The organism is Cyanobium sp. ATX 6A2, assembly GCF_024346355.1.
Lineage (GTDB): Bacteria > Cyanobacteriota > Cyanobacteriia > PCC-6307 > Cyanobiaceae > NIES-981.
In genome coordinates this window covers 75887-98980 of the sequence record NZ_JAGQCU010000010.1, presented here as the reverse complement: position 1 = coordinate 98980, position 23094 = coordinate 75887, and the positions used below count along the sequence as shown (strand labels likewise).

The window sequence follows — 23094 nt, the reverse complement described above, 5'->3', positions numbered from 1 at the left end:
CCTCTGTTGCTCGCTCCTGCCTCACCTTCCGGTCAGGCCCTCGCTCGCAACTCAGAAAACCTACAACACCGCTCGCTCGCGCTTCACGGGGCTTCAGGCTCTGCTCCCTCTCGGGCGCAGCTCTTTAAAGTAACACCTTGAAGGCTTGCTAAGCAAGAGGGCCCTAGCCAACCCCTACCAGGCGGCGAAAGGTCTTCTTGCCCAGCTGCAGCACCTTGCCGTGCAGCTCAGTGGCGCTGATGAATTCACGGTTGGGATCGAGGAGCTTCTCGCCATCCAGGCGCACACCGCCGCCCTGGATCTGGCGCCGGGCCTCGCTGCTGCTGGCGCAGATCCCCACAGCACTGAGCAGATAAAAGGCCTTGGCCGGAAACCTCACCGCACGAAGAGAGGCCTCGGGCACCTCGGCCCTGGCGGCACCGGGGCCGGCATCCCCAGACACCAACGCGGCCGCATCCTGCTGGGCCTGACGGGCAGCCGGCTCACCATGCCTGAGGCACGTGATCTCCAGGGCCATGGCCTGCTGACGCGCGCGCGGGTTGGCAGGCAACGCGCCCAGATCAAGGTCGGTGAGCAGGGTGAGATAGGCATCCACAACCGCATCCGGCAGCTTCTCGAGCTTGGAGTACATCGAGATGGGGTCTTCGCCCAGGCCCACGGTGTTGCCCAGGCTCTTGCTCATCTTCTGCAACCCATCGAGACCGGGCAGGATCGGCAGGAGCAGACCGAACTGGGGAGACTGGCCGAAATGGCGTTGCAGGTCGCGGCCCATGGCCACGTTGAACTTCTGATCGGTTCCCCCCAGCTCCACATCGGCCCGCACCTGCACCGAGTCGTAGCCCTGGAGGAGGGGGTAGAGGAATTCGTGCAGAGAGATGGGGGTACCAGATCCGTAACGCTTGGCGAAGTCGTCCTTGGCGAGCATCTGGCCCACCGTGCTGATCCCAAGCAACTCGATCACCCGGGGTAGGTCGAGCCCGGCCAGCCATTCGCTGTTGCGACGCACTTCCAGGCGCCCTGGGGTGCGGAAATCCAGCAGGGCTCGCTCGGGGTCCTGACCCTGGCCCAGCTGGGCCAGGTAGGTGGAGGCATTGGCCTCAACCGCCTCCGCGCTGAGCTGCACGCGGGTCGCACTCTTGCCGGTGGGATCGCCGATGCGGGCCGTGAAATCACCGATGATCAGCATCGCCGTGTGCCCGGCATCCTGAAAGGCCCGCAGCTTGCGGAACAGCAGCGAGTGCCCGAGATGGATATCGGCACCGGTGGGGTCGATGCCGAGCTTGATGCGCAGCGGACGGTGTTGCGCCTCTGCCTCCGCCAGGCGAGCGGCAAGGCTTTGCTGGGGATCTGCAGATGGCTCGCCTGCACCGCTGACCACTCCGCTGGGGAAAAGATCGGCCACCCCCCGCGCCAGCCAACCGGGCAGCTGCTGCAAAGCGGGCTCCAGTGCAGAAGTCATCGGACCGTGGGGTTGGCATCGGCCGCTGATGTTAGGCAGCAGCTCAGGGCGCCTTCAGCCCTGCTGGTCAGGACTGCTTCTCGAGTTCACTCTTCATGCGCTCAAGGGTCTGTTGCATCTGGGTGAACATCGTGTCGGGCGTGAGGCCGAATTGCCCGAGCTGGGTGCGCAACTGCTCAACGGTGAGCTTGGCCTGAAAGTCTTCGGACAGCTCAAAGCGCTTCATGAACACCTGATAGCGCTCCATCACATCCTCCATGCGAGAGATATAGAGCTTTTTGCCCTCACGATCAAATTTTCCATAGTCGCTGCCCAGCTGCATCAACTGCTGGTAATCCCCGAACAGGCGTCTGGCCTCGTCCTGAACGATGTCGGAGTCGAAAAAGGCCATTGCGGTGGTGCCTCGGTCGCGCAGGGATTGATTCTGAACACCGCCAGCGCCGGAAGCGAGCTGGTGGCAGGTGTGGAAAGACGTAACGGTTCTTAGAGCAGCGCTGACATCGCCAGCCCCGCTTCCCACCCTGGCAGCAGGCGCAGATCGGCTTGAGACCCATGGATTTCACCCCGCTCCTGGCCGAGCTGGAGGCCAATGCCCACCGCAGCCGAGAGCTGCTGAGGGGCACGCGGCTGGTGCTCTGCTTGGGGAATCGGGCGTTGCTCACCCTGCTGGCTCAGCAGGCCAGGCCCTCGGCCCGGGTGCTGGCGGCCAACACCACCGCCCAGGAGGCGGTCGCTGCAGTGGCCTCCGATAAGCCCGACATGCTGTTGATCAGTGATGTGCTGGAGGAAGGGGACGGCATCGAAACGGCGATCGCCCTCAAGGCGCGCAACCCTGACCTGCGGGTGCTGCTGCTGATCAACCGGCAACACCGGCTGCATGCCCTCCGCCGAGCCATCGCCGGGGATTGCGATGGCTTGGTGCTGGAGTCGAGCTTCGGCTCCGGTGCCTTGCTGGCAGCCCTGCACGTGGTGAGTGGCGGTGGCATCTATGTCGACAAGCCCCTGCGCCGGGAATTCCGGCGGGGCCACGAGCGCGGTGGACCACGACAGGTTCTCAGTGAACGGGAACTGCAGGTGCTCAGCCTGGTGGCCGCCGGGGAGACCAATGGCGAGATCGGCGGGAAGCTCTTCCTCTCCCCGGATACGGTGAAGACCCATCTCAGCAACCTGCTCGACAAGCTGCCGGCCAGGGATCGCACCCATGCCGCCGTGCTGGGGCTGCGCTGGGGGTTGATCGACTGGCCTGAGGCTGAACCCTGCCGCTAACTTCAGCTGGCAGCGGCACCGGCACAACTCACCATGGCCAGGCGGCACTGGCTGGATCCCCTGGCGCGTCGGTTGCTGATGGCCAGCGGCCAGCTTCCGGCAGAGAACAACAAGCCCGCCGCTGTCAACGCCAGCTCCCCCCTGGAAACGGATCGGAGCCAGATCGAGCGCGAGTTGCTGGCCCTGAAACTGAGCCACGAACCCACGCGCCCCCTCGGCAATGCTGAGGAGGTGCACCACGCCGCCGCGCTGGGCTGGCGGCTGGATGTGAACCGGGCCAGCGCCAACGACTGGAATCGCCTGCCCGGGATCGAGGCCGAGCAGGTGGATCTGCTGCTGCGCCTGCAGGCCGGCGGGGTGCAGCTGAGCGGGGCGGAGGACCTTCAACGTCTGCTGGATCTGCCTGCGTCCCAGCTGCAGGACTGGCTGCCGGTGCTGCTGTTCCGATGGTATGGAGAGCCGGCTTCACCGCCGCCGGCCGCCAGCCGGCTCGATCTCAACCGGGCCGGGTCCACCCAGCTTGAGCGCCTGGGGCTGTCAGCCGAGCGTCTTCAGAGGCTGCTGCGGGAACGGGCCCGCCGGCCATTCCGCGATCTGGCCGACCTGCAGCAGCGCCTGCATCTCCCCCCCGATCTGGTGGAGAACTGGATCGGCAAGGTCACCTTCAGCGCCAGCCAGGCCGGACCGGAGCTGCCACCGGCGCGGCGCAGCGCCTGAGACCGACGCACAGCCATGGGGGGATCACGGCAAGGGGAGTTGTTCACCACAGCGGCGGGCCTGGCAGCGGCAGGGAGCGGGGCGGAGCTGCCACTGCTCCGACATCAGCTGCAGGCCTGGCAGCAGGCGCTGGCCCGCCACCAGGCTCCGCTGTTCGCAGACAGCGAAGCGGCGGTGCGTCAGGTGGGACTGTTCGAAGACCCGGCACCCGCTCCCCACGTTCAGCCCCACCTCGGCCTCAATCCACTGCAGCTGCGGGCCCAGCCCCTGAGCTTCTGGCGCTGGCCGGATCCGCCCCAACGCGGGGCAGCGCTGTACTTCGTGCTCGACCGGTCGCCGATCCGGCAGGACCAACAGGCCCAGCCGCTGCTGCTCTACGTGGGCGAGACCGGCCGGGCCGATCGCCGCTGGAAGGGCGAGCACGACTGCAAGCAGTACCTGGCGGCCTACAGCGAGGCCCTGGCCCGGGTGGAGCTGGCCTGCAGGCTGAGCATCCACTTCTGGCTCGACGCCCCTGAATCGCCCCGCCAGCGCCGGGCGCTGGAGCAGGTTCTGATCCAGCGGTGGCTGCCGCCCTTCAACAAGGAAACACGTCAGCGCTGGGCCACACCATTCACCGCTGATGGCGACTGAAGCCGCTGGCTACCATCACGGCCCCGCGACCGATCGCCCCATGCAGTTTCGCTGCCTCCCCGATGCGCTCTCAACTGCTCTCGGCCAGTGGAGCGGGGACACCCTGGCGGTGGGCCTGTTCGCCAGCAGCGAGGAGCGACCGGAGCACCCGCTGCGCAGCGAGCTGCTCGCGGCCTTCGGCGGAGATCTGCAGCAGCGGCTCGAGCAGCGGCGGTTCAAGGCAAAACCTGGGGAGTGCCTGACCCTGGAGCGACTGGGGGCTTCCCCGCGCAGCCTGATCCTGGTGGGACTGGGCGAACCGGCCGGGTTTGATCTCGATGACCTGCGCGCCGCGGCCGCCAGCGTTGCCCAGGCCGCCGCCGCCGCCGCCGCCGAAGACCTGGCTGTGGCCATGCCCTGCGAAGGCTTCGAAAGTGCCGCCGCCGGCCGGGCCATCGCCGAGGCGGTGCGGCTCAGTCTCTACAGCGACCAGCGGTTCAAGAGCGAACCCGAGCCCAGGCCCCTTCCCGCCGTGGTGTCACTGATCGGCCTGCCCGCCAGCTGTGCGCAGGCCCTCGAGGCGGTGAGCGGCACCTGTGCCGGTGTGGAGCTGGCGCGCCAGCTGGTGGCGGCCCCCCCCAATGTGGTGACCCCCCAGCATCTGGCCGACACCGCCGCCGCCATTGCCCGCGACCACGGCCTGGAACTGCGCGTGCTGGAGCGGGACGCCTGTGAGGCCCTGGGTATGGGCGCCTACCTGGGCGTTGCTCAGGGCTCCGACCTGGCCCCGAAATTCATCCATCTCATCTATCACCCTGCCGGCGGTGCCCAGCGTCGCGTGGTGCTGGTGGGCAAGGGCCTCACCTTTGATTCCGGCGGCTACAACCTCAAGACCGCCGGCTCCCAGATCGAGATGATGAAGTACGACATGGGCGGCAGTGCGGCCGTGCTCGGGGCCGCGCGAGCCATCGGCGAACTCAAACCCGAGGCGGTGGAGGTGCACGTGATCGTGGCCGCCTGCGAAAACATGATCAGCGGCGGCGCCGTGCACCCCGGCGACATCCTCACCGCCTCCAACGGCACGACGATCGAGATCAACAACACCGATGCCGAGGGCCGCCTGACCCTGGCCGATGCCCTCGTTTACGCCTGCAAGCTTGAGCCCGATGCCGTGGTGGACCTGGCCACCCTCACGGGGGCCTGCGTAATTGCCCTGGGGGCGGAAATGGCGGGGCTGTGGTCGTGCAGCGATGGACTCAGCAGGGCCCTGCAGGCCGCCGGTGCCGCCAGCGGTGAAGCCCTCTGGCCCATGCCCCTGCGCAGGTCGTACAAGGCTGGCCTCAAGAGCCCCGTGGCCGACCTCAAGAACACCGGCCCGCGCCCCGGTGGCGCGATCACTGCCGCCCTGTTCCTGCAGGATTTCGTGACCAGGGATCTGCCCTGGGCCCATCTGGACATCGCCGGCACGGTGTGGAGCGACAAGGGCCGAAGCCTCGACCCCGCCGGGGCCACCGGCTTCGGCGTGCGCACCTTGGTGAACTGGGTCTGCAGTGGCGCCCCGGTGGCGCTTCAGGCCTAGGTTTGACCGGCCGCCACGTCGCCCCGTCGCCCCATGGCCGTCAACAAGATCCGCTGGTATCTCAAGGCCCAGCTCGGGGTGCTGCTGCTGCCGGCAGGGTTGTGTCTGTTCGGCGAGGCGGTGATCCGCAAGGGTCTTGAGGAACTGATCAAGCGAACCGAGCTGGCCTCGGGAGCGGGCGGAGGTCTGCCCTTGAAACTGCTTCAGGCCCCGGGACCCTGGTTCTGGTACGGCACCCTCGGGTTGATCCTGATCAACGCCGGCGTGGGCCTGATGGTGGAAAGCGGACTGCTGCGGGGCTACCCGCGCCGGAGCTGAAATCTGGGCAACGCCGCTCAGGCGACTCGGCTGAGCCGACCGGCAGCCTCGCCCCGCCGGGTCGGAGCGCTGCCAGCGGCCTGGAGACTGGCGATGAACGCCTCCGGATCCTCCAGGGCATGGATCTGCCAGCGGGCCCGCTCGCTGCAAAGCGGCAGCAACCGATCGAGGTCGTCTGCGGCCTGCTTTGGGCTGGGGTAGGGACCCACATGCCTGGTCTGAAGGCCATCGCGGATGGTCAGCAGATACATACCATTCTCCGCATCGCGCATCGTCAACGCTAGCCGCGGGACGGGGTATGGCCAAGGGGCGCCCCCCAGGGTCGGGCCGTGCGAGCCCTGGATCCCCAGACGGCATCCAGGCGTCGATCCCGCCCGCAGGCCCAGCGGTAATAGCCATACCTGAGCGGATTGCCCTCGGCGTAGTTCTGGTGGTAATCCTCCGCTGGCCAGAAGCGGCTCAGCGGCTGGACCTCGACCCTCAGGGCCGACGGCGCCTGGCCCAGTTCGCGGGCTGCCTGCCGGCGACTGTCCAAGGCCAGACTCTGCTGCTCGGCCCCGGCGGTGAAGATCACAGGGCGGTAGGAATCGCCGCGATCACAGAACTGACCATCGCCATCGAGGGGATCGATGTTGCGCCAGTAGGCCCGCAGCAGCACCGCGACACTGGTGCGGCGGGGATCGAAGCGCACCCGCACACTCTCCTGATGACCCGTGCCGCCGGCCGACACCTGACGATAGGTGGGTTGGGCCAGCGTTCCGCCGCTGTACCCACTCTCGACGTCCAGCACGCCCGGCAGCGACTCCAGATCATGCTCCAGGCACCAGAAGCAGCCACCCGCCAGCACCAACTCCTGGGGGCGGGGCGCTGGCTCGACTGCCGAGGCCACGGCGGGCCATGACCCCAAGCCGCTGATCAGCACCAGCAGGGTGGCGAGGAGGGCCAGCAAGCGGGTCGATGGGAAGCGTGGCGGGGGGGGTGTCGGTGTCACAGCGAAACGGCGGACGGGCAGCTGCTGCGGGCACCGGCCTGCACCTGATCGAGGATGGCGATGGCAGCCCGATCGGTGACCCCCGGCTCACCCAACTGGCTGCGCAGGCGCCGGTAGCCGTCCAGCATGGCCAACCGCTCCGGGCTGTCGTGCCTCAGAAGCGGCAGGGCCTGCTCGACGATGGCGGCGGGGTGGAGAGCCTCCTGCAGCAGCTCCGGCACCAGCCGCTCACCCAGCACCAGATTGACCGGGGAGATGTGCGGCACGCTGAAGCGCAGCAGGTGGCGCGCCACGAAGGCCGTGAGCCAGCTGACGCGGTAGACCACCACCTGGGGAACTCCCCGCAGGGCCAGTTCCAGGTTCACGGTGCCCGACTTGGCCAGGGCGAGGTCGGCGGCGGCACAGAGCACGGGCTTGAGCTGGTCGGCAGCGGCTGCCGGGATCACCGTGGCCTCCAGGCCGGAGCGCCGCAGCTGTTGGCTGAGGCGCTCCTCGAAACCCGCCAGTCCCGCCGGCACCAGCACCTGCAGGCCGGGCTGGCGGCGCTGCAGTTCGACAGCCGCGGCCACGATGTGGGGCAGGAGGAAGTGCAGCTCCTGGCGGCGGGATGCGGGCATCAGCAAGAGCACCGGGGCCTGCTGATCCAGGCCAAGCTGCCTGCGGGCCTCCTCCCGGGTGGAGAACGTGCCGAGCGTGTCCAGCAGGGGGTGGCCCACATAGATGACATGGGCACCGCGGCAGCGGTAGTAGCGGGCCTCCTCCTGAAAGATCGCCAGGATCTGGTTGGTGAAGCGGATCAGGTTGGTACGCCCCTTGGACCCGAAGGTGAAGGCCCATTCCTGGGGGGCGATGTAGTAGGTGATGGGCACCTGGGGAAAGCGGCGCTTGGTGCGCAGCCCGAGGCTCACGTTGGCTCCCATGTAGTCGATGAGCACCACACCGTCGGGGGGCTGGCGGCGAAACCACCGCCTGAGCTGACGCTGCACCCGCAGGGTGGGCAGCACGAAGGGAATCGCCTCCAGCAGGCCGATCGCCCCCATGCGGGTGGTGTCGGCCAGCAGTTCGGCCCCGGCGCGCTGCATGCGCTCGCCGCCCAGGGCCAGCACCTGCAGCTTGAGGCCACGCCGGCGGGCCTCACGGTGCAGGGCCTCCACCAGCAGCGCCCCCTGCAGATCACCCGACACCTCGCCGGTGCTCACCAGCAGGCGGAGCATCAGCGGCTCCCCGGGATCGGCCCGCGCCGCTCTGGGGCCAGGGACGCCTCCAGAAAGGCCACCAACTCCTCCGCGGCGGCGGTGAGTGGATCCTGGCGCAGCTGGGCCAGGGCCTCCGCCAGCGGCAGGCCCCGGCGGTAGATCAGGGTCCAGGCCCGCTTGAGATCCTCGAGCTGACGCCCTCCGTCGCGATCAGCCAGGCCGCTGCGCTGCAGGCCGATCCGGTTCAGCGCCCGAACCCGCGCCGGATGGCCCTCCACGGTGGTGAACGGGGGGACATCCCGTTCGATGCGACTCATGCCGCCCACCATCGCCAGGGTGCCGATGTGCACGAACTGATGGATGCCCAGCATGCCGCCGATCACTGCCCGATCCGCGATCTGCACATGGCCCGCCACGGCCACCGCGTTGGCGATCACGATCCCGTTACCGAGCAGAGCGTTGTGGCCGAGGTGGCTGTAGGCCATCAGCAGGTTGCCGCTGCCCACCCGGGTGAGCTGCTCGTCCCTGGTGGCCCGATTGATCGTGACGCACTCGCGGATGGTGTTGCCATCACCGAGTACAACCCCGGTGGGATCGCCGGTGTACTTGAGGTCCTGGGGTTCCAGACCGATGCAGGCCCCGGGGAAGATGCGGTTGCCGCGGCCCATCTGCACCCGGCCATCAAGCACCACGTGGGCACCGATCCAACAGTCGGGGCCGATGCGCACTTCCGGGCCGATCACCGCATAGGGACCAACCTCCACACCGCCAGCCAGTTCGGCGCGTGGATCGACGACAGCGGTGGGATGGAGGCGCGTGGACATCGCAATCAGTCCACCAGCGAGAACATCAATTCACCGGAGCAGGCCAGTTCGCCGTCCACCGTGGCCTCGGCCTGCACCTTGCCGAAGCGTTTCCGCCGCAGGCTGAGCAGCTCACAGGTGATGCGCAGCTGATCGCCCGGCACCACAGGCCGACGGAAGCGCACGCCGTCGATGCCGACAAACACGAACAGGCCCCGCGGCAGATCCGGCATCTGGGTGACGATCAGGCCTCCCACCTGGGCCATGGCTTCCACAATCAGCACCCCGGGCATCAGGGGACGCCCCGGAAAATGCCCCTGGAACTGGGGCTCGTTGATGGTGACGTTCTTGATCGCCACAGCCCGTTTCCCCGGCTCATGCTCGATCACCCGGTCCACCAGGGCGAAGGGATAGCGATGGGGCAGCAGGCCCTGGATCTGCTCCACGGCGAGCAGGGGCAAGCCGGATTGCAGAGGGCTGTCAGCGGATGACGTGGGCTCAGGCAACGTGTTCAGGCAGGGAGAAGGGCATGCTCGGCCGCCAGGGCCGAGGCCAGAGCGGTGTGCAGGCGATGGGAGCCGCGAAAGGCGAACACCTGGGCGCGGGGCAATCCAACCAGGGCGAGGTCGCCCAGCAGATCAAGGATTTTATGGCGCACCGGTTCATCGCCATAGCGCAGGGGCGGATTCAGCCAATGCCGGCCATCACACACCAGGGCATTGTGTAGAGCTCCACCCTGGATGAGGCCGGCGGCGCGCAGTTGCTCCACCTGGGAGCGCAGGCCGAAGGTGCGGGCCGGGGCGATCTCCGCCACAAAGCTGGCCGGGGTGAGGGTCAGGGAAAACACCTGCCGGCCGATGGCGGGCTCTGCGAACTCAATGGCGGCTCCCAGATGCAGATCCTCTGCCGGCAACGCCGTGACGAAGCCGCCGCCGCCGTGAACGGTGAGTGGCTGGCGCAGCTCCGGCCGGGGGGGCTGGAAGGGCAGGGCCTGAAGGCCCACACTGGCGATCGCCTCCACCCAAGGAAGGGCCGAGCCATCGAGCAGGGGCACCTCGGGCCCCTGCGCACGGATCTCCGCCCGGCTCACCCCCGTGCCGGCCAGGGCCGCCAGCAGGTGCTCCACGGTGGCCAGCCGCCGATCACCGAGCTGCAGTGCCGTGCACAGGGTGGTGTCGCACACCTGGGCCGGGGTGAGAGGCAGGGCCTCGGTGGCCGGCTGGTCCAGCCAACCCAGGCGGTAGCCGGGCCGGGCGCTGGGCAGCAGCCGCAGCCTGCAGAGGGCGCCGCTGTGCAGACCGACCCCACTGAGTTCCACCTCCGCGGCGATCGTATGGTCACCGGCATAGTTGGCTGGCCAGGCTGTCACTAGAATTTCCAGCCCACACCCAGGTTGAAGCGCCACTCATCGGTGAAGTCCTCGCTGGCCACCTCGAGGCGCAGCGGCCCGACCGGGGTGGTGACGATCAGGCCGATGCCAGGCGAGAAGCCCTCACCGCTCTTGCCCAGCAAGCCGCCGGGATTGCCGGGGATATCGGACTGGGTGCCGAAGGTGGTGCCGGCGTCGAAGAACACCGAGCCGCTGACGATGCTGAACAGGGGGAAGCGGTATTCCACCGTGAACTCGGCGAAGCTCTTGCCCACGCCGAGGTCACAGTCGAAATAGCCGCGCACGGAGTTACCGCCGCCGAGGCAGAAGGCCTCATAGGGAGGAATGTCATTGCCGATCAGGGTGCCGCCCGAGAGCTGGAACCCCAGGGCCTGAGCGCAGTCTTCGGGCTCGCCCGGCCCGGGCCGGCACCCCTTGTAGATCTTCAGCCAGTTGACCGGGATGAAGTGGCTGATACTGCCGCGGATGCGGTTGAAGGTAGGCGAATCGTTGCCCACCGAGAGGAACTGCTCCGTGCTCAGGCTGAGGAAGTTGCCGGTGGTTGGATTGCGGGAATCATCCAGGCTGTTGTATGTGGTGCCGATGCGGAAACTGAGGAGCTGGTTTTCGGAGGCGCAGTTGTAGGCGATACAGATCACCTGGCGGCTGGGTACCACATCCGGTGACTTGGTGGCCCCCACAACAGCCTGGGAGTACTTGCTACCGGCGAAGTTCATTGGCGTCACCTCCTGACCGCCGAAGGCGAGGATCAGGTTCCAGGGGGCCTTCGCAAAGGGATCACCGCCATTGAGAGGTCGCACAAACTGCACGCTGGCTCCGACGCGCTGGATGGCGACGTTGTCGAAATTGGTGCGCACCAGCTGATCGCCGCCGCCGATGTCGAGGGGGTCGTTGGTCACCACCTCGAAGTCGGCGCCTTTGATCCTCTGGGACCCATTCCTGAAGGTGCTGTTGCGACTCTGGAAGATCTGGGGGATCTCGCGGCTGAAGAATGCCCGCGCCCGGAACGAGGTGCGGTGCTTGTCACCCTTGATCCAGGGATCGAAGAAGGTGAGGTCGCCCAGGCCGCCGAACTGGCCGTAGGAGAAGTTGGTGCCCAGGTCCCAGGCCCGGCCCAGGAGATTGCTCTCCTGAAGCGAGATCTGACCGAACACCCCCTGACTCTGGCTGAAGCCCACGCCGCCGGAGAGCGAGCCGGTGGATTGCTCGACGATGCCCAGCACCACCACCACATTTCCAGGCTGGCCAGCCACTGGCCGCAGCGTGACCCGCACATCACTGAACAGCCCGGTGCCGTAGAGACGGCGGATGTCGTCCTCGAGCTGACGGCGGTTGAACACCGAGCCAGGCTCCAGCGACACCTCGCGGGTGACCACCCAGGGCTGGGTCTTGCCCCGGATCGGCTGTCCCTGCTCATCGGTGGGCTCACCCTCGCTGTTGATGAACTGCACCTCCACCCCATCCACGGTGCCCTCCCGCACCAGCAGCTCCACCACGCCTCCGGGACTGACCCGCGACGGGCCGGTGACCCTGGCCAGGGAAAAGCCCTGGTCGGTGTACCAGGCCTGGAGGGCCTGCATGCGGGTCTGCAGGGTGTTGAGGTTGAGCGTCCTGCCGAAGTCGGAGGCGAAGGTCTCAGCGATCACCTCCTCGCTGAGCGCGATTTCACCGGCTGGCTGGACGGTGACGCGGCTGAGAACGGGGTTGGGGACCACCGTGACCACCAGGCTCACCCCCAGTGGACCATCCACGGGCTGGATGCGCACATCGGCAAACCAGCCGGTGGCGTAGATCGCGGCCAGATCGGCCTCCAGCTCGGGGCGGGAGACGCGACTGCCCGGGATCGTGCGCATCGACTCGTAGGCGGCGATCTCGAGACGCTCGGCCTCGGGGTGGCCGTCGAGGCCCTCCACCACCACCTCAGCAATCAGCACCCGAGCCTCGGGGGCAGGGTCGGCGACGGGCTGTTCGCCACCCTGGTCGGAGCCAGTCCCGTCAGGCCGCTGCCCGCCAGGACTCAAAAAGGGGGTGTCGACCTGCTCGGAAACAGGGGGAGCTGAACCCGGTGGGGTGGAACCGGAATCCTGCTGCGCGAACGCAGGGCCGGCGGCGAGGTAGCCCAGGCCCAGCAGGGTCAGGGCTGCCTTCAAAGCCAACGTGCCGGCCATGGGTGCGGGGGGTCTCGGGGCGGCGGAGCCGCAATCGCGGCACGTTACCGGTAGACGGTGGGTTCGGGACAGGCCTGCTGGAGCCGTTTGAGAACCTGCCCATAGGCTTCCACAACACCGCCGAGGTCCTGGCGGAAACGGTCCTTGTCGAGGATGCGGTCCTGGCTGTCAGCCACGGCCTGATCCCATAGGCGGCATGTATCCGGGCTGATCTCATCGGCCAGCAGCAGCTCCCCGGCGCCGGTGAAGCCCAGCTCGATCTTGAAATCCACCAACAACAGGCCCACCGAGTCGAACAGCCGCCGCAGTTCGTCATTCACGCGGCGGGCCAGGGCCTCGATCTGGAGGCGCTGCTCCGGAGTCACCAGCTGGAGCCGCTCCAGCCTGGCCTCGGTGAGCAGGGGATCGCCGTAGGCATCGTCCTTGTAATAGAGGTCGCAGAGGGGGGGGTCGAGCGGCGTGCCGGGGGGTAGCGGCAGCTCGCGGCAGAGCGAACCGGCGGCCAGGTTGCGGATCACCACCTCCAGCGGAATCACCCGCACCGGCCGCACCAGCATCCAGTTGGCGCTCTCACCCAGGCCCATGTAGTGGGTGGGGATACCCAGGCCGGCCAGATGCTCAAACAGCAGGGCGGAAATCTGGCAGTTGAGGGTTCCTTTGCCCGGCAGGCTGGCCTTCTTGAGCGCATTGAAGGCCGTGGCGTCGTCCTTGTATTCCACGGCAACCAGGTCGCTGCGGTCGGTGGCATGGACCCGCTTGGCCTTGCCTTCGTGGAGCAGGGGGCCGAGCTGAAAGGCGGTCATGGCTGCGGAGTGAGGGAGGAATCTGGGGCCGGGGCCGGGCTGGGGCCCAGGGATGGAGATGGGGTTGGGGGAGCCGGCGGGAGATGGCCCCCCGGCTGCCGCGGCGAGCGCAACAGCCGCTCCAGCTCCTCGTTGCGGCTGTCGTGATCCGGCCCGCTCAACTGGCGGCGCTGCAGCCATTCTCCGTAGGCATCGTCGATCCGCTCCCCCAGCCGCAGCCGTCGGTCGAGGGCCTGTCGGGAGGCCGGATCGCTGACACCGGCCGCCAGCTGCTGATCCAGCAGGGCCGCCACCAGCCCCCAGGCTCCCGCGGCGGCAGCCTGCTCCAGGGCCAGCTCGAGGATCTCGTCCTGCTCACGCAGGGGCATGGTGTCCGCCAGGGCCACCGCACGGCCCCAGCGGGCGGCGCTGGCGGCCCCCGGGCTGCTGCTGGCCAACAGCACCTTGGCGGCCTGGTGGCGCTGCCCCAGGCTCTCGAGGTGATCGGCCAACAGATCCAGGGCGGAGCGGGTGTCGGGCCGGTCGTTCTGGGCCGGCAGGCCGAGAGGCAGAAACAGCTCCTCGAGCCGCTGCGGTTCACCCTGGGCCAGCAGGGTGAGCGCCTGCGCGGCCAGGTTGTGGTGCAGACCGGCCTGGGCGGCCCGCCACTGCATCACCAGCCAGCGGCGGCGGCTCTCGCCGGCAGCGGGACTGACCCTGGCCAGCACAGTCAGGGCCGCCTGGGGGGCTGCACAGGCGATCAGCTGCTCGGCGCTCAGCAGCACGTCCTCAAGAGAGGGCGCAGGCTCCAACGCGTCGATCAGCCCCTGCTGCTGCGCGCCCAGGCCGGGCCCGTCGCCCTGGCGGCGCAGCAGCCTGCAGGCCTGCACCGGGTCGTCCTCGGCGATGGCAACGGGTGCAGCGAGCGCGGGGGCAGCGACAGTGGTGAGGCCGATCTGCAGGGGAATCAGCAGGGCCGCCAGCCGCGCAGGGCCGAAGCGGCAGCCACCAGAGAACCAGCTGCCGGGTCGGAGAGAAGATGGAACATGGCGACCCATCCGGCGGAGGTCATCTGCGCCGGCCAAGCTAGGGGAACCTGCCCAACCGTTGTTCCACAGCGTTTCACGCATGGCTCCAGAGGCATCACCTCACCCAGCCCGCATCCTGGTGGTGGGTGGAGGCGGCAGGGAAAATGCGCTGGCCTGGGCCCTGACCCGCAGCCACGGCGTTGAAGGGGTGTGGGTAGCCCCCGGCAACGGCGGAACCGAGGCACTCCCTGGCTGCCAGCCGTTGGCGATCGCCGAAACCGACGCTGACGCCCTGGTGGACGCCTGCCACCACCACCAGATCGAGCTGGTGGTGGTGGGACCGGAAGCCCCGCTGGCCACCGGCCTGGCCGATCAGCTGCGTGCCGCCGGCCTGTCGGTGTTCGGCCCCGGCGCCGACGGCGCCCGGCTGGAAGCGAGCAAACGCTGGGCCAAAGCACTGATGCAGGAGGCGGGCGTGCCCACCGCGGGGTACTGGTGGGCCGGCAGCGAGGAACAGGCCCTGGCGGTGCTGGAAAGCGAGGGACGCCCACTGGTGGTGAAGGCCGACGGACTGGCCGCAGGCAAGGGGGTGACCGTGGCCGAAACCATGGACGAGGCCAGGGCCGCCATCGGCGAGATCTTCGCGGGCCGCTTCGGCGCGGAGGCCTCATTGGTGCTCGAGGAACGCACTGAGGGACCGGAGGTGTCCGTCTTCGCCCTGAGCGACGGCCGCGATCTGGTGCTGCTGCCGCCGGCGCAGGATCACAAGCGCATCGGCGAGGGGGATACGGGTCCGAACACCGGCGGCATGGGGGCCTACGCGCCGGCGCCGCTGCTCGATGCGGAGGGATTGGAGCAGGTGCGGTGCCAGGTGCTGGAGCCGACACTGGCGGCCCTGCGCCGCCGGGGCATCGACTATCGCGGGGTGATCTACGCCGGCCTGATGCTCACCGCCGAGGGACCCAGCGTGATCGAGTTCAACTGCCGCTTCGGCGATCCGGAATGCGAGACGCTGATGCCCCTGCTGGGCCCGGAGCTGGCCTCAGTGCTGCTGGCCTGTGCCCGCGGGCAGCTGGCCGCGGGCCCGCGGCTTTCGATCGCCCCGCTCTGCAGCGCCTGCGTGATCGCCGCCGCCGAGGGCTACCCTGCGGCTGTGCGTCAGGGCGATGCAATCCACAGCACGCTGCAGCCCAACGAGCATCTGCAGCTGTTTCATGCCGGGAGCAGCCGCGACAGCGAGGGCGTCTGCCGCACCAGCGGAGGGCGAGTACTGGCCTTGGTGGCCCAGGCCGATGACTTCGACACCGCTTTCGCCAGGGCCTACGCAGGGCTGGAGCAGGTGCACTTCGCCGGCATGACCTACCGGCGCGACATCGGCCACCAGGTGCGCAGCCGATGACGGCCGCCGGGCCCGAGGCGCAGCGCACCTGGCGGCAGGTCGTGGCGCGCTGGTGGGCGGAATTCAGCCTGCAGACCAAGCTGCTGGCGGTGGCCACCCTGGTGGTGAGCCTGCTGATGACGGGCATCACTTTCCTGGCCCTCAATGGCATCCAGCGGGATGCACGCATGAGCGACACCCGCTACGCCCGTGATCTGGGCCTGCTGCTCTCGGCGAACGTCACCCCCCTGGTGGCCGAGGGGAACGACCGCGAACTGGCCTCAGTGGCCGATCGCTTCTGGCGCTCCAGCCGCAGCCTGCGTTACATCTTCTTTGCTGATCCCGAAGGGGTGATCTATCTCGGGATCCCGATCGGCTCCAACAACGGCAGCAGTGAACTGCTGCTCAGCCGCCGGCTGGAGCTCCCCGCCGACATCCAGAAGCGGCCCGACAACCCGTTGGTGCGCCAGCACCTGAGCCCGGACGGACAGGTCACCGACGTGTTTGTGCCGATGGTGAGCGATGGCACCTACCTGGGAGTGCTGGCGCTGGGCATCAACCCCAATGAAACCCTGCTGGCCAGCGCCGCCCTCACCCGTGAAGTGACGGTGGCGGTGTTCATCTCGATCTGGGTGCTGGTGATCCTCGGCTCGGTGTTCAACGCCCTCACGATCACGCAGCCGGTGAAAGAGCTGCTGCGGGGGGTGCGCCAGATCGCCGGCGGCAATTTCGAAACCCGCATCGCCCTGCCGGTGGGGGGAGAGCTGGGGGAATTGCTGGAGGGCTTCAACACCATGGCCACCCAGCTGGAGGAGTACAAGGCCGCCAACATCGAGGAGCTGCGGGCCGCCCAGGTGAAGCAGCAGTCGTTGATTGCCACCATGGCCGACGGGGCCGTGCTGCTGGATGCCGAAGGGGCGATCGTGCTGGCCAACCCCACGGCCCGTCGCCTGTTCCGCTGGGAGGGGCGCAACCTCGAAGCCAATTCCCTCATCCAGGAACTGCCCGAGCGGCTGGCCATGGACCTCCAGGACGCCCTCGACATCGTCAGGGGCGGCGGCCTCGACAGCACCGATCTGCGCTGCAGCCTGGGAGAGCCGCCCCGCACCCTGCGCATCGTCCTTCAGTCAGTGCGGGATGCGAGCGGAGAAACCCTCAAGGGCATCGCCATGACGGTGCAGGACCTCACCCGGGAAGTGGAACTGAATGCCGCCCAGAGCCGGTTCATCTCCAATGTGTCCCACGAACTGCGCACCCCCCTGTTCAACATCAAGAGCTACGTGGAAACCCTCCACGATCTGGGAGACCAGCTGAGCGAGGAAGAGAAGCGGGAGTTTCTCGGCATCGCCAATGCCGAGACCGATCGGCTGACGCGGCTGGTGAACGACGTTCTCGATCTGTCGCGGCTGGAATCCGATCGCCAATGGAGTTTTGAACCCCTTGAACTGTCGACCGCCATCGAGCAGACCCTGCGCACCTACCGGCTGAATGCGGAAGAGAAAGGTGTGAGCCTGCACTTCGAGGCCGACTCCCAGCTGCCGCGGGTGCTGGGCAACTGGGATCTGCTTCTGCAAGTGCTCGACAACCTGGTGGGCAATGCCCTGAAGTTCTCAGCCAAGGGCGGAGCACTGATGCTGCGCGCCTATCCCTGGCCCGACCTCTGTGCCCTGCCCAGCGAGGCGCTGCCGGAACACGCCGGGCCAACCTGCGACTTTCACTCCCCCCTGCCACGGCTGAGGCTGGAGATCGCCGACACCGGCAGCGGCATCGCAGCTAGGGATCAGGAGCGCATCTTCGAGCGCTTCTACCGGGTGGAAAATGCCGTGCACACCGAGGCAGGCACGGGGCTGGGCCTCTCGATCGTGCGCGGCATCCTCGACAAGCACGGCGCACGAATCGCCATGGCCAGCGAGCTGGGGGTGGGCACCACCTTCTGGTTCGATCTGCCGCTCGAAGACAGCGACAACGAGGAGTTGCAGCTGGCAGCTGACCGTCAGCAGCGAACCTCAGATGCGGTGGTGGCCGTGCAGGACTGAAGGCCTCAGCGCGATTCGCCGGTGTCCGCCACACCTTGCACGATGCGCGCCAGTTCACTGCGCTCATCGCCACTGACACGGTGGGGAACACCGGAGATAATGCGCTCGAAATTGGAGAACGAATCCTTGATTTCCGGTCCCTTCCCGGTAATCACAAACTCGCGGATGCCCTTGTCATGCCAGGAGCCGCGCATCTTGAACACGTTCAGAGCCCGCGCCATCTCACCACGGATTTCCACATATTGCAGCAGGAGAATGGTGTCTGTGATCGTGGAGATATGAGCATCAGTAATGGAGTGACTACCCATGAATTCCTCTGACGTATTTGTGAAGAAACCGGCAATCTCCTCCTGCTTCGCATAGCCAGTAATACCTATCACAAACTGCCGAAAGGCATTGCGACTGACGCCGCGAGCCAGGGCACTGAGTGAGTCGATAGCCATTCGGGACGGCTTGAATTGAGCAATCTCAGTTTTGATGATCTGCAGATGGTCTTCAAGGCCTGTGGATTCGGGATAGGCACAAATAATTTTCAGCATTCCATCCCGCTCCATCTGCTCGAAATCAATGCCCCAGCTGGTGGCGTTGCGCAGCAGCTGAGCTCGAGACTCCTCATAGGCGAAGAGGATGGCCCGCTCTTTGTGGGAACAGGCATCTTCCACAAATTTCGAAACCAGCAACGTCTTGCCCGTGCCCGTGGCACCAGTGGCCAGGATGATGGAATCCTTGAAGAATCCGCCGCCGCACATGGCGTCGAGCTTCGGTACCCCAGAACTGAGCCGCACGTTTGAGCTGCGCTGGGTGAGCCGCATTGCCCCCAGGGGGAACACACTCATGCCATGGCTGCCAAGGGTGAAGGGAAATTCACCCTTCATGTGGGTAGTGCCGCGCAATTTAAGGATTTCCACAGTGCGACGGCGGCGTTCACCCTCCAGCACATTGCGCAGAATCACGACGTTGTCTGATACAAATTCCTCGACCCCATAGCGCGCCACCGGGCCGTACTCCAATTCGCGTTCTGTGGTCATCACTGTGGTGACGCCGATCGACTTGAGCCTGGCAATCAAGCGGAAAATCTCCCGCCTCACCACAGAGATGGCGTCGTACTGCTGAAACACGGCCGTCATCGAGTCGATGGCAACACGACGCGCTTTGTACTTGCGGATCGCGTAGCTGATACGCTCAATCAGCCCAGACAGATCAAAACTTCCAGCCACGTACTGACCCTCAGGATCAGGTGACGCATCGAGGATAAAAAGCTTATTCTGATCCACCATCTCCTGAATATTCCAGCCGAAGCTGGAAGCATTGCGAATAATATCGCGCGGTGACTCCTCAAATGTGACAAAGATTCCCGGCTCGTTGTAGTGCACGATGCCGTTGTAAAGAAAATTAAGCGAGAGAATCGTCTTGCCTGTTCCAGAGGTTCCCGACACCAGCGTGGAGCGGCCGATCGGCAGGCCACCGTGGCAGACATCATCAAAGCCTTCAATCCCCGTGGGCAGCTTTTGCACCAAGGGCACGGGCGTGGAGGGGGAAGTCAAGTCGGACATCAAAAAGAGCTGATCAAAGACAGCGGATCGTGGCGGGAGGAAATTGGCAAGGCCAGGCGCGAAAAGGGATGGTGCTAAGCGCCGTCAGACGACGCGGGGGGACTGTCAGGGAACAACCCCTGCGAATCATCATCAAAGAGGCCATCGTCGCTGAGCTCGTCATAGAGGAGATCGAGACCGATCAGCACCCGCTCACGGTCGCTGAGATCGCCAATGATGCGGCGTACCGGTGGCGGCAGAATCTTGGCCAGGGTTGGTGTGGCCAAAATCTTGTCCTCCTCGGCCAGCTGAGGATTCTTGAGCACGTCAATCACCTTGAGCGCATACACGCCACGAAATTCCACTTCCAGGATATTGCGCAGGGTTTTCAGCGCGCGCATGGAGCTGGGCGTATTTCCAGCAACATAGAGCTTGAGAATGTAGGTCTTGCGTGCTGACATGAATAGAACTCGGGATCTCAGCGGTCTGAACGGGATACTTCCGATGGCGTCCTGTCCACTACCGGATCGGGGGGAATGGCGCGTCGATAGAGTTCGCAGAGGTGGGCGAGAACATCGAGCAGAGCCAGGCGATAGTCCTGAAGGAAGTCACCTCTGTGCCCCTCAAGCTTAAGTTGCTTGCCAAAGGCATCGATCAGATTCATGTGGATCTCGATGGTCTTCGTAATCGGCAGGTCGCTGAAGAAGGCAGTGTTCACAAAGCTTTCCAGGGCCTGGTTGGCCGCTGCCGGATCCCTGAAGTAGTGGAGCAGGAGGTCGCGGTAGGTGCGCTGCAAGGAGCCCACCAGCTCGGCGGCGTCCTGAGGGGGTAGATGGCGCAGAAAACGGCTGGAATCGCGCTTGAAGAACACCCCGGCCAGGCCCAGCCGCCCCTGGAGGCGATCGGCCAGGCGCCAGCGCTCCGACAGACCAAGATCCCCAGGCGCCGACTCAGCCAGCGGCTGCTCGCCCCCACTGCGCATCAGGAACCGGGAGACAGCCGCATCGAGGCTGTAACTGAGCTGCTCAAGCTGGTCGGCCGGCAGGTGCACCTCGGCCTCGTGCAAGTCCACTGTCCCGGTGGCACTCGGCCCGATCACCACCGCCGGCAGCAGCAGACCGCGCTCCCTGAGCGCTTGGGCCTGGTCAGGATCAAGGCGTCCGCTTTCCAGCAGCAGGGCATCGATGGCCTCGCCGTGCTCCTGCAGCGCCGTCAGCGGATCTCGGCCTGGATCACAGCGCACCAGACGGTAGCGCTGCTGGCCAGCCAGCCAGCGGTCCACGTCGGCCTGCACTGCCGGGTCGTGGAGGATCGAAACAACGGTGAGGGGCGAACTGGACATGGCCTTCGATCCACGGCACCAGAACCGCCCCGCAGTGCCGCCCATATTGACGAAGTGAGGGCCTCGGGGGGAGAATTGTCGTTTGTGTTGATCGCCGTGCGCCAGGCCGCAATGGCGGCGGCGCAGGAGACCTTGAGCGAGGCCTCGCCACGCTTCAGCGACCCAGCGCCGTTTTCCAGCCTGGCCACGCCCCGCCGTCATGACCCAGTCGCCCTCTCCGGCCAGTTCCAGCGCCTCCACGGCCACTGCAACTGCTCCCAGCGCCACACCGCCCAGCGCCACCGCCCCCTACGCGATTGTTGAGGCCTCCGGTCAGCAGTTCTGGCTCCAGCCCAACCGCTACTACGACCTCGACCGGCTGCCAGCGGATGTGGACAGCACCATCACCCTCAACACGGTGTTGCTGGTGAACGACGGCAGCACCCCCACCTTGGGGCAGCCCTACGTCGAGGGAGCCAGTGTGGAGCTGAGGGTGATGGCCCACCGCCGCGGGTCGAAGGTGATCGTGTACAAGATGCGGCCCAAGAAGAAAACCCGCCGCAAGGCAGGACACCGCCAGGAACTCACCCGGGTGATGGTTCAGTCCATCTCCCTGAATGGCCAGGTCGTGGCCTGATCGATCCGGGCGGCACGCCACAATCTCCCCAGCACCTGAATCTCAGCTCCCGATGGCCCACAAGAAAGGCACCGGCTCCACCCGCAACGGCCGCGACTCCAATTCCAAGCGTCTCGGCGTCAAGCGCTACGGCGGCGAAGCCGTTTCCGCCGGCTCGATCCTGATCCGCCAGCGCGGCACTTCGGTGCTGCCAGGCAGCAACGTGGGCCGCGGTTCCGACGACACCCTGTTCGCCCTGGTGGATGGGGTAGTGAATTTCGACTCGATCAAGCGCAACCTGCGCAACCGCAAGCGCATCAACGTGGCCGCGGGCTGAGGCCCTCGGGTTTGCAGGCCCATGCCGGTCAGGCCACTCGTCAGGCAACTCGTCAGACCAACCGGTAGGCCCGGGTGGTGATCAGCAGCGGGTGGAACACCTCCAGAAAGCGACTCTGGAGGGTGCGGAAAAAGCGCTCCACCAGCACCGGATCATCGATGTGGAAGGGATACTCGCCTTGGTGTCCCTTGAAGAAATACCAGTTGAGCAGGGCGGCAGCCTGGCGCTCCATCCGCCCTGCGAACAGCTCCAGCTGAGCCGCTGGGTCACTGAGATGTTCCAGCACATCGAGGCACACCACGGTGTCGAACCGTGCGGGCAGGCTGGGATCGTCGAGATCGCGCACGCAGCGCAGCTTGCCGGCCAGGCCCAGCCGCTGGGCCCGCTCAGCCACGAAGCTGCGGTTGTGGGGATTGAGATCCACGAACCACACCCGCTCCACCGCCTCCAGGCCGGCGGCAGCCAGGGCATGGCTGCCGATGCCACCGCCGAAGTCGAGCACCTGGCCGCGGGCAAAGCGCTCCTGCAGGCGCAGGGTGTCGGCGATGTAGTCGGCACTGTCCAGGTGCCAGGCGGCCAGCTCCAGCAGATGGGCGGTGCCCACCGTTTCCTCGTAGAAGCGGCCTGCCTGATCCGGATCGAAGCCACCGGGATGCAGGGCTGCCAGCTCGGCGGTGCTGTGGGGCAGACGCCGCTCCAGCTCCTCAGGGGTCAGCGCCAGGTGATCGGCAAGCTGCTGCCTGAGAGCGAATCCATCGCGCAGAAACCCTGCCACGCCGAGCACGCTGCTGAGATCCTGCTGCACCTGTTCCGTCACCGCCGCTCTGCTGCCGACCCGGCCAAGTTACGCATCACCGAGCTCCGCCCCGGCTCCCGGCACCTCCAGCCAGCGGCGCAGCCAGCCCACCAGCAGATAAAAGGGCAGGGTGTCCACCAGGGCTGCCAGGGCCTTGAACAGGTAGCCGCTGGCGATGTAGCTGGCCAGCTGGGGCAGCACCGGCGCCTCCGCCCGCAGCGGCAGCAGGTGGTTGCCGTAATGGCTGATCAGCACCACGGCACTGGTGTCCACCAGCTGGCTCACCAGCGTGGAGCCGTTATTGCGCAGCCACAGGGCCTTGCCATCGCTGACGCGCTTCCAGAAGTGAAACAGGCGTACATCGGTGAACTGGGCGGCCATGTAGGCCACCATCGAGGCCCCCACGGCAGCGAAGGCCAACCGTCTCACCTCGAAGAAGGTGGCCTCAGGGGCCCCGCTCAGCCCCGGCAGCGCCCCTCCCAGCCAGAGGATCAACACGATCCAGCCGTTCAGGGCCAGCCCCACCCACACCAACTGGCTGGCCCGCCGTTCCCCCCAGATCTCACTGATCAGGTCGGTACACAGGAAGGTGACCGGATAGGGCAGGGCCCCCACCGCCACCACGATCGGCCAGGAGCCGATCGTGCCCAGCTGCAGAAAGCGGGTGAGGCCGAGGATGTTGAGCATCCCCATCGTGCCCAGAAAGATTCCGGCCAGCACCAGAAACACCAGCTCGCGGCGCTGCTGCAGGGTCATGGCGGCGGAGCAT

At 66.7% G+C, this 23094-nt stretch carries 25 protein-coding genes; 9 read left to right on the top strand and 16 right to left on the bottom strand.

Annotation, left to right across the window (positions count from 1 at the left end; genetic code table 11):
- Window positions 1–163: 163 nt before the first annotated feature.
- Both tyrS and KBY96_RS10595 read right to left on the bottom strand, forming a co-directional pair.
- Window positions 164–1459: a tyrosine--tRNA ligase gene (gene tyrS, locus KBY96_RS10600; protein ID WP_254979334.1), complete on the bottom strand. Its 1296-nt coding sequence runs from the start codon at window positions 1457–1459 to the stop codon at window positions 164–166.
- Window positions 1460–1526: 67 nt separating this feature from the next.
- Window positions 1527–1850 carry a DUF1825 family protein gene (locus KBY96_RS10595; protein ID WP_254979333.1) on the bottom strand — a complete coding sequence of 108 codons (324 nt, stop codon included), beginning with the start codon at window positions 1848–1850 and terminating at the stop codon, window positions 1527–1529.
- Between the two features lie 161 nt (window positions 1851–2011).
- Between KBY96_RS10595 and KBY96_RS10590 the strand changes: the two genes are divergently transcribed.
- Genes KBY96_RS10590 through KBY96_RS10570 form a run of 5 tightly spaced genes read left to right on the top strand, consistent with a single transcriptional unit; the run spans window position 2012 to window position 5951 of the window.
- Window positions 2012–2725, top strand: coding sequence for a response regulator transcription factor (locus KBY96_RS10590; RefSeq protein ID WP_254979332.1), 714 nt, complete (start codon window positions 2012–2014; stop codon window positions 2723–2725).
- 33 nt (window positions 2726–2758) lie between these two features.
- Window positions 2759–3442 (top strand): hypothetical protein, encoded by a 684-nt coding sequence (locus KBY96_RS10585; protein WP_254979331.1) that lies wholly within the window; start codon window positions 2759–2761, stop codon window positions 3440–3442.
- 15 nt (window positions 3443–3457) lie between these two features.
- Window positions 3458–4075, top strand: coding sequence for a GIY-YIG nuclease family protein (locus tag KBY96_RS10580; RefSeq protein WP_254979330.1), 618 nt, complete (start codon window positions 3458–3460; stop codon window positions 4073–4075).
- 40 nt (window positions 4076–4115) lie between these two features.
- A complete protein-coding gene (locus tag KBY96_RS10575; RefSeq protein WP_254979329.1) occupies window positions 4116–5633 on the top strand; it encodes a leucyl aminopeptidase in 1518 nt (505 codons plus the stop codon).
- Window positions 5634–5666: 33 nt separating this feature from the next.
- The gene (locus tag KBY96_RS10570) at window positions 5667–5951 is read left to right on the top strand and encodes a hypothetical protein (RefSeq protein ID WP_254979328.1); all 285 of its coding nucleotides are present in this window, start codon (window positions 5667–5669) and stop codon (window positions 5949–5951) included.
- A 17-nt stretch (window positions 5952–5968) separates the two neighbouring features.
- Here KBY96_RS10570 and KBY96_RS10565 read toward each other — a convergent pair whose 3' ends face one another.
- The 9 genes from KBY96_RS10565 to KBY96_RS10525 are packed head-to-tail and all read right to left on the bottom strand — an operon-like array spanning window position 5969 to window position 14339.
- Window positions 5969–6202 (bottom strand): hypothetical protein, encoded by a 234-nt coding sequence (locus KBY96_RS10565; RefSeq protein WP_254979327.1) that lies wholly within the window; start codon window positions 6200–6202, stop codon window positions 5969–5971.
- Window positions 6203–6231: 29 nt separating this feature from the next.
- Window positions 6232–6900: a peptide-methionine (S)-S-oxide reductase MsrA gene (gene msrA, locus KBY96_RS10560; RefSeq protein WP_396122315.1), complete on the bottom strand. Its 669-nt coding sequence runs from the start codon at window positions 6898–6900 to the stop codon at window positions 6232–6234.
- A gap of 38 nt (window positions 6901–6938) precedes the next feature.
- The gene (gene lpxB, locus KBY96_RS10555) at window positions 6939–8156 is read right to left on the bottom strand and encodes a lipid-A-disaccharide synthase (RefSeq protein WP_254979326.1); all 1218 of its coding nucleotides are present in this window, start codon (window positions 8154–8156) and stop codon (window positions 6939–6941) included.
- Window positions 8156–8962 carry an acyl-ACP--UDP-N-acetylglucosamine O-acyltransferase gene (gene lpxA, locus KBY96_RS10550; protein WP_254979325.1) on the bottom strand — a complete coding sequence of 269 codons (807 nt, stop codon included), beginning with the start codon at window positions 8960–8962 and terminating at the stop codon, window positions 8156–8158. Before lpxA ends, lpxB begins: the two co-directional genes overlap by 1 nt.
- Before the next feature lie 5 nt (window positions 8963–8967).
- Window positions 8968–9396 (bottom strand): 3-hydroxyacyl-ACP dehydratase FabZ, encoded by a 429-nt coding sequence (gene fabZ / locus KBY96_RS10545; RefSeq protein ID WP_254979342.1) that lies wholly within the window; start codon window positions 9394–9396, stop codon window positions 8968–8970.
- Window positions 9397–9452: 56 nt separating this feature from the next.
- Window positions 9453–10310 (bottom strand): UDP-3-O-acyl-N-acetylglucosamine deacetylase, encoded by an 858-nt coding sequence (gene lpxC, locus KBY96_RS10540; protein WP_254979324.1) that lies wholly within the window; start codon window positions 10308–10310, stop codon window positions 9453–9455.
- Entirely contained in the window at window positions 10310–12499 is a 2190-nt protein-coding gene (locus tag KBY96_RS10535; protein WP_254979323.1) for an outer membrane protein assembly factor, read from the bottom strand. The genes lpxC and KBY96_RS10535 overlap by 1 nt, the downstream gene beginning before the upstream one ends.
- Window positions 12500–12543: 44 nt before the next feature.
- Window positions 12544–13302, bottom strand: a complete 759-nt coding sequence (purC, locus tag KBY96_RS10530; protein WP_254979322.1) for a phosphoribosylaminoimidazolesuccinocarboxamide synthase — start codon at window positions 13300–13302, stop codon at window positions 12544–12546.
- Window positions 13299–14339 carry a hypothetical protein gene (locus KBY96_RS10525; RefSeq protein ID WP_254979321.1) on the bottom strand — a complete coding sequence of 347 codons (1041 nt, stop codon included), beginning with the start codon at window positions 14337–14339 and terminating at the stop codon, window positions 13299–13301. Before KBY96_RS10525 ends, purC begins: the two co-directional genes overlap by 4 nt.
- A 70-nt stretch (window positions 14340–14409) precedes the next feature.
- Here KBY96_RS10525 and purD point away from each other — a divergent pair, with 70 nt between their 5' ends.
- Window positions 14410–15708 (top strand): phosphoribosylamine--glycine ligase, encoded by a 1299-nt coding sequence (gene purD / locus KBY96_RS10520; protein ID WP_254979320.1) that lies wholly within the window; start codon window positions 14410–14412, stop codon window positions 15706–15708.
- A complete protein-coding gene (gene nblS / locus KBY96_RS10515; protein ID WP_254979319.1) occupies window positions 15705–17723 on the top strand; it encodes a two-component system sensor histidine kinase NblS in 2019 nt (672 codons plus the stop codon). Before purD ends, nblS begins: the two co-directional genes overlap by 4 nt.
- A gap of 5 nt (window positions 17724–17728) precedes the next feature.
- Here the strand turns inward: nblS and kaiC are convergent, their stop codons facing one another.
- From kaiC to KBY96_RS10500, 3 genes are all read right to left on the bottom strand, one after another.
- The gene (kaiC, locus tag KBY96_RS10510) at window positions 17729–19276 is read right to left on the bottom strand and encodes a circadian clock protein KaiC (protein ID WP_254979318.1); all 1548 of its coding nucleotides are present in this window, start codon (window positions 19274–19276) and stop codon (window positions 17729–17731) included.
- A gap of 74 nt (window positions 19277–19350) precedes the next feature.
- On the bottom strand, window positions 19351–19716 hold the full coding sequence (kaiB, locus tag KBY96_RS10505; RefSeq protein WP_254979317.1) for a circadian clock protein KaiB: 366 nt from the start codon (window positions 19714–19716) through the stop codon (window positions 19351–19353).
- Window positions 19717–19733: 17 nt separating this feature from the next.
- The gene (locus tag KBY96_RS10500; protein WP_254979316.1) at window positions 19734–20597 is read right to left on the bottom strand and encodes a circadian clock protein KaiA; all 864 of its coding nucleotides are present in this window, start codon (window positions 20595–20597) and stop codon (window positions 19734–19736) included.
- Window positions 20598–20796: 199 nt separating this feature from the next.
- Here KBY96_RS10500 and rplU point away from each other — a divergent pair, with 199 nt between their 5' ends.
- Together rplU and rpmA are read left to right on the top strand one after the other, a co-directional pair.
- Window positions 20797–21213 carry a 50S ribosomal protein L21 gene (rplU, locus tag KBY96_RS10495; protein ID WP_254979315.1) on the top strand — a complete coding sequence of 139 codons (417 nt, stop codon included), beginning with the start codon at window positions 20797–20799 and terminating at the stop codon, window positions 21211–21213.
- 52 nt (window positions 21214–21265) lie between these two features.
- Window positions 21266–21529, top strand: a complete 264-nt coding sequence (gene rpmA / locus KBY96_RS10490) for a 50S ribosomal protein L27 (protein ID WP_254979314.1) — start codon at window positions 21266–21268, stop codon at window positions 21527–21529.
- Between the two features lie 52 nt (window positions 21530–21581).
- On the opposite strand, the gene KBY96_RS10485 is transcribed toward rpmA, so the two are convergent.
- A complete protein-coding gene (locus KBY96_RS10485; RefSeq protein ID WP_254979313.1) occupies window positions 21582–22346 on the bottom strand; it encodes a methyltransferase domain-containing protein in 765 nt (254 codons plus the stop codon).
- A gap of 27 nt (window positions 22347–22373) precedes the next feature.
- Window positions 22374–23081 (bottom strand): queuosine precursor transporter, encoded by a 708-nt coding sequence (locus tag KBY96_RS10480; RefSeq protein ID WP_254979312.1) that lies wholly within the window; start codon window positions 23079–23081, stop codon window positions 22374–22376.
- Window positions 23082–23094: the final 13 nt, after the last annotated feature.

What these genes read in the sequence shown, in the direction of transcription:
- KBY96_RS10525 (WP_254979321.1), bottom strand. Translation starts at nt 14,339, where the DNA reads ATGGGTCGCCATGTTCCATCTTCTCTCCGACCCGGCAGCTGGTTCTCT.
- KBY96_RS10575 (WP_254979329.1), top strand. Translation starts at nt 4,116, where the DNA reads ATGCAGTTTCGCTGCCTCCCCGATGCGCTCTCAACTGCTCTCGGCCAG.
- kaiB (WP_254979317.1), bottom strand. Translation starts at nt 19,716, where the DNA reads ATGTCAGCACGCAAGACCTACATTCTCAAGCTCTATGTTGCTGGAAAT.
- rplU (WP_254979315.1), top strand. Translation starts at nt 20,797, where the DNA reads ATGACCCAGTCGCCCTCTCCGGCCAGTTCCAGCGCCTCCACGGCCACT.
- nblS (WP_254979319.1), top strand. Translation starts at nt 15,705, where the DNA reads ATGACGGCCGCCGGGCCCGAGGCGCAGCGCACCTGGCGGCAGGTCGTG.
- KBY96_RS10590 (WP_254979332.1), top strand. Translation starts at nt 2,012, where the DNA reads ATGGATTTCACCCCGCTCCTGGCCGAGCTGGAGGCCAATGCCCACCGC.
- tyrS (WP_254979334.1), bottom strand. Translation starts at nt 1,459, where the DNA reads ATGACTTCTGCACTGGAGCCCGCTTTGCAGCAGCTGCCCGGTTGGCTG.
- KBY96_RS10595 (WP_254979333.1), bottom strand. Translation starts at nt 1,850, where the DNA reads ATGGCCTTTTTCGACTCCGACATCGTTCAGGACGAGGCCAGACGCCTG.
- KBY96_RS10565 (WP_254979327.1), bottom strand. Translation starts at nt 6,202, where the DNA reads ATGTATCTGCTGACCATCCGCGATGGCCTTCAGACCAGGCATGTGGGT.
- kaiC (WP_254979318.1), bottom strand. Translation starts at nt 19,276, where the DNA reads ATGTCCGACTTGACTTCCCCCTCCACGCCCGTGCCCTTGGTGCAAAAG.
- KBY96_RS10480 (WP_254979312.1), bottom strand. Translation starts at nt 23,081, where the DNA reads ATGACCCTGCAGCAGCGCCGCGAGCTGGTGTTTCTGGTGCTGGCCGGA.
- KBY96_RS10580 (WP_254979330.1), top strand. Translation starts at nt 3,458, where the DNA reads ATGGGGGGATCACGGCAAGGGGAGTTGTTCACCACAGCGGCGGGCCTG.
- lpxB (WP_254979326.1), bottom strand. Translation starts at nt 8,156, where the DNA reads ATGCTCCGCCTGCTGGTGAGCACCGGCGAGGTGTCGGGTGATCTGCAG.
- KBY96_RS10500 (WP_254979316.1), bottom strand. Translation starts at nt 20,597, where the DNA reads ATGTCCAGTTCGCCCCTCACCGTTGTTTCGATCCTCCACGACCCGGCA.
- purD (WP_254979320.1), top strand. Translation starts at nt 14,410, where the DNA reads ATGGCTCCAGAGGCATCACCTCACCCAGCCCGCATCCTGGTGGTGGGT.
- KBY96_RS10585 (WP_254979331.1), top strand. Translation starts at nt 2,759, where the DNA reads ATGGCCAGGCGGCACTGGCTGGATCCCCTGGCGCGTCGGTTGCTGATG.
- lpxA (WP_254979325.1), bottom strand. Translation starts at nt 8,962, where the DNA reads ATGTCCACGCGCCTCCATCCCACCGCTGTCGTCGATCCACGCGCCGAA.
- KBY96_RS10570 (WP_254979328.1), top strand. Translation starts at nt 5,667, where the DNA reads ATGGCCGTCAACAAGATCCGCTGGTATCTCAAGGCCCAGCTCGGGGTG.
- rpmA (WP_254979314.1), top strand. Translation starts at nt 21,266, where the DNA reads ATGGCCCACAAGAAAGGCACCGGCTCCACCCGCAACGGCCGCGACTCC.
- purC (WP_254979322.1), bottom strand. Translation starts at nt 13,302, where the DNA reads ATGACCGCCTTTCAGCTCGGCCCCCTGCTCCACGAAGGCAAGGCCAAG.
- KBY96_RS10535 (WP_254979323.1), bottom strand. Translation starts at nt 12,499, where the DNA reads ATGGCCGGCACGTTGGCTTTGAAGGCAGCCCTGACCCTGCTGGGCCTG.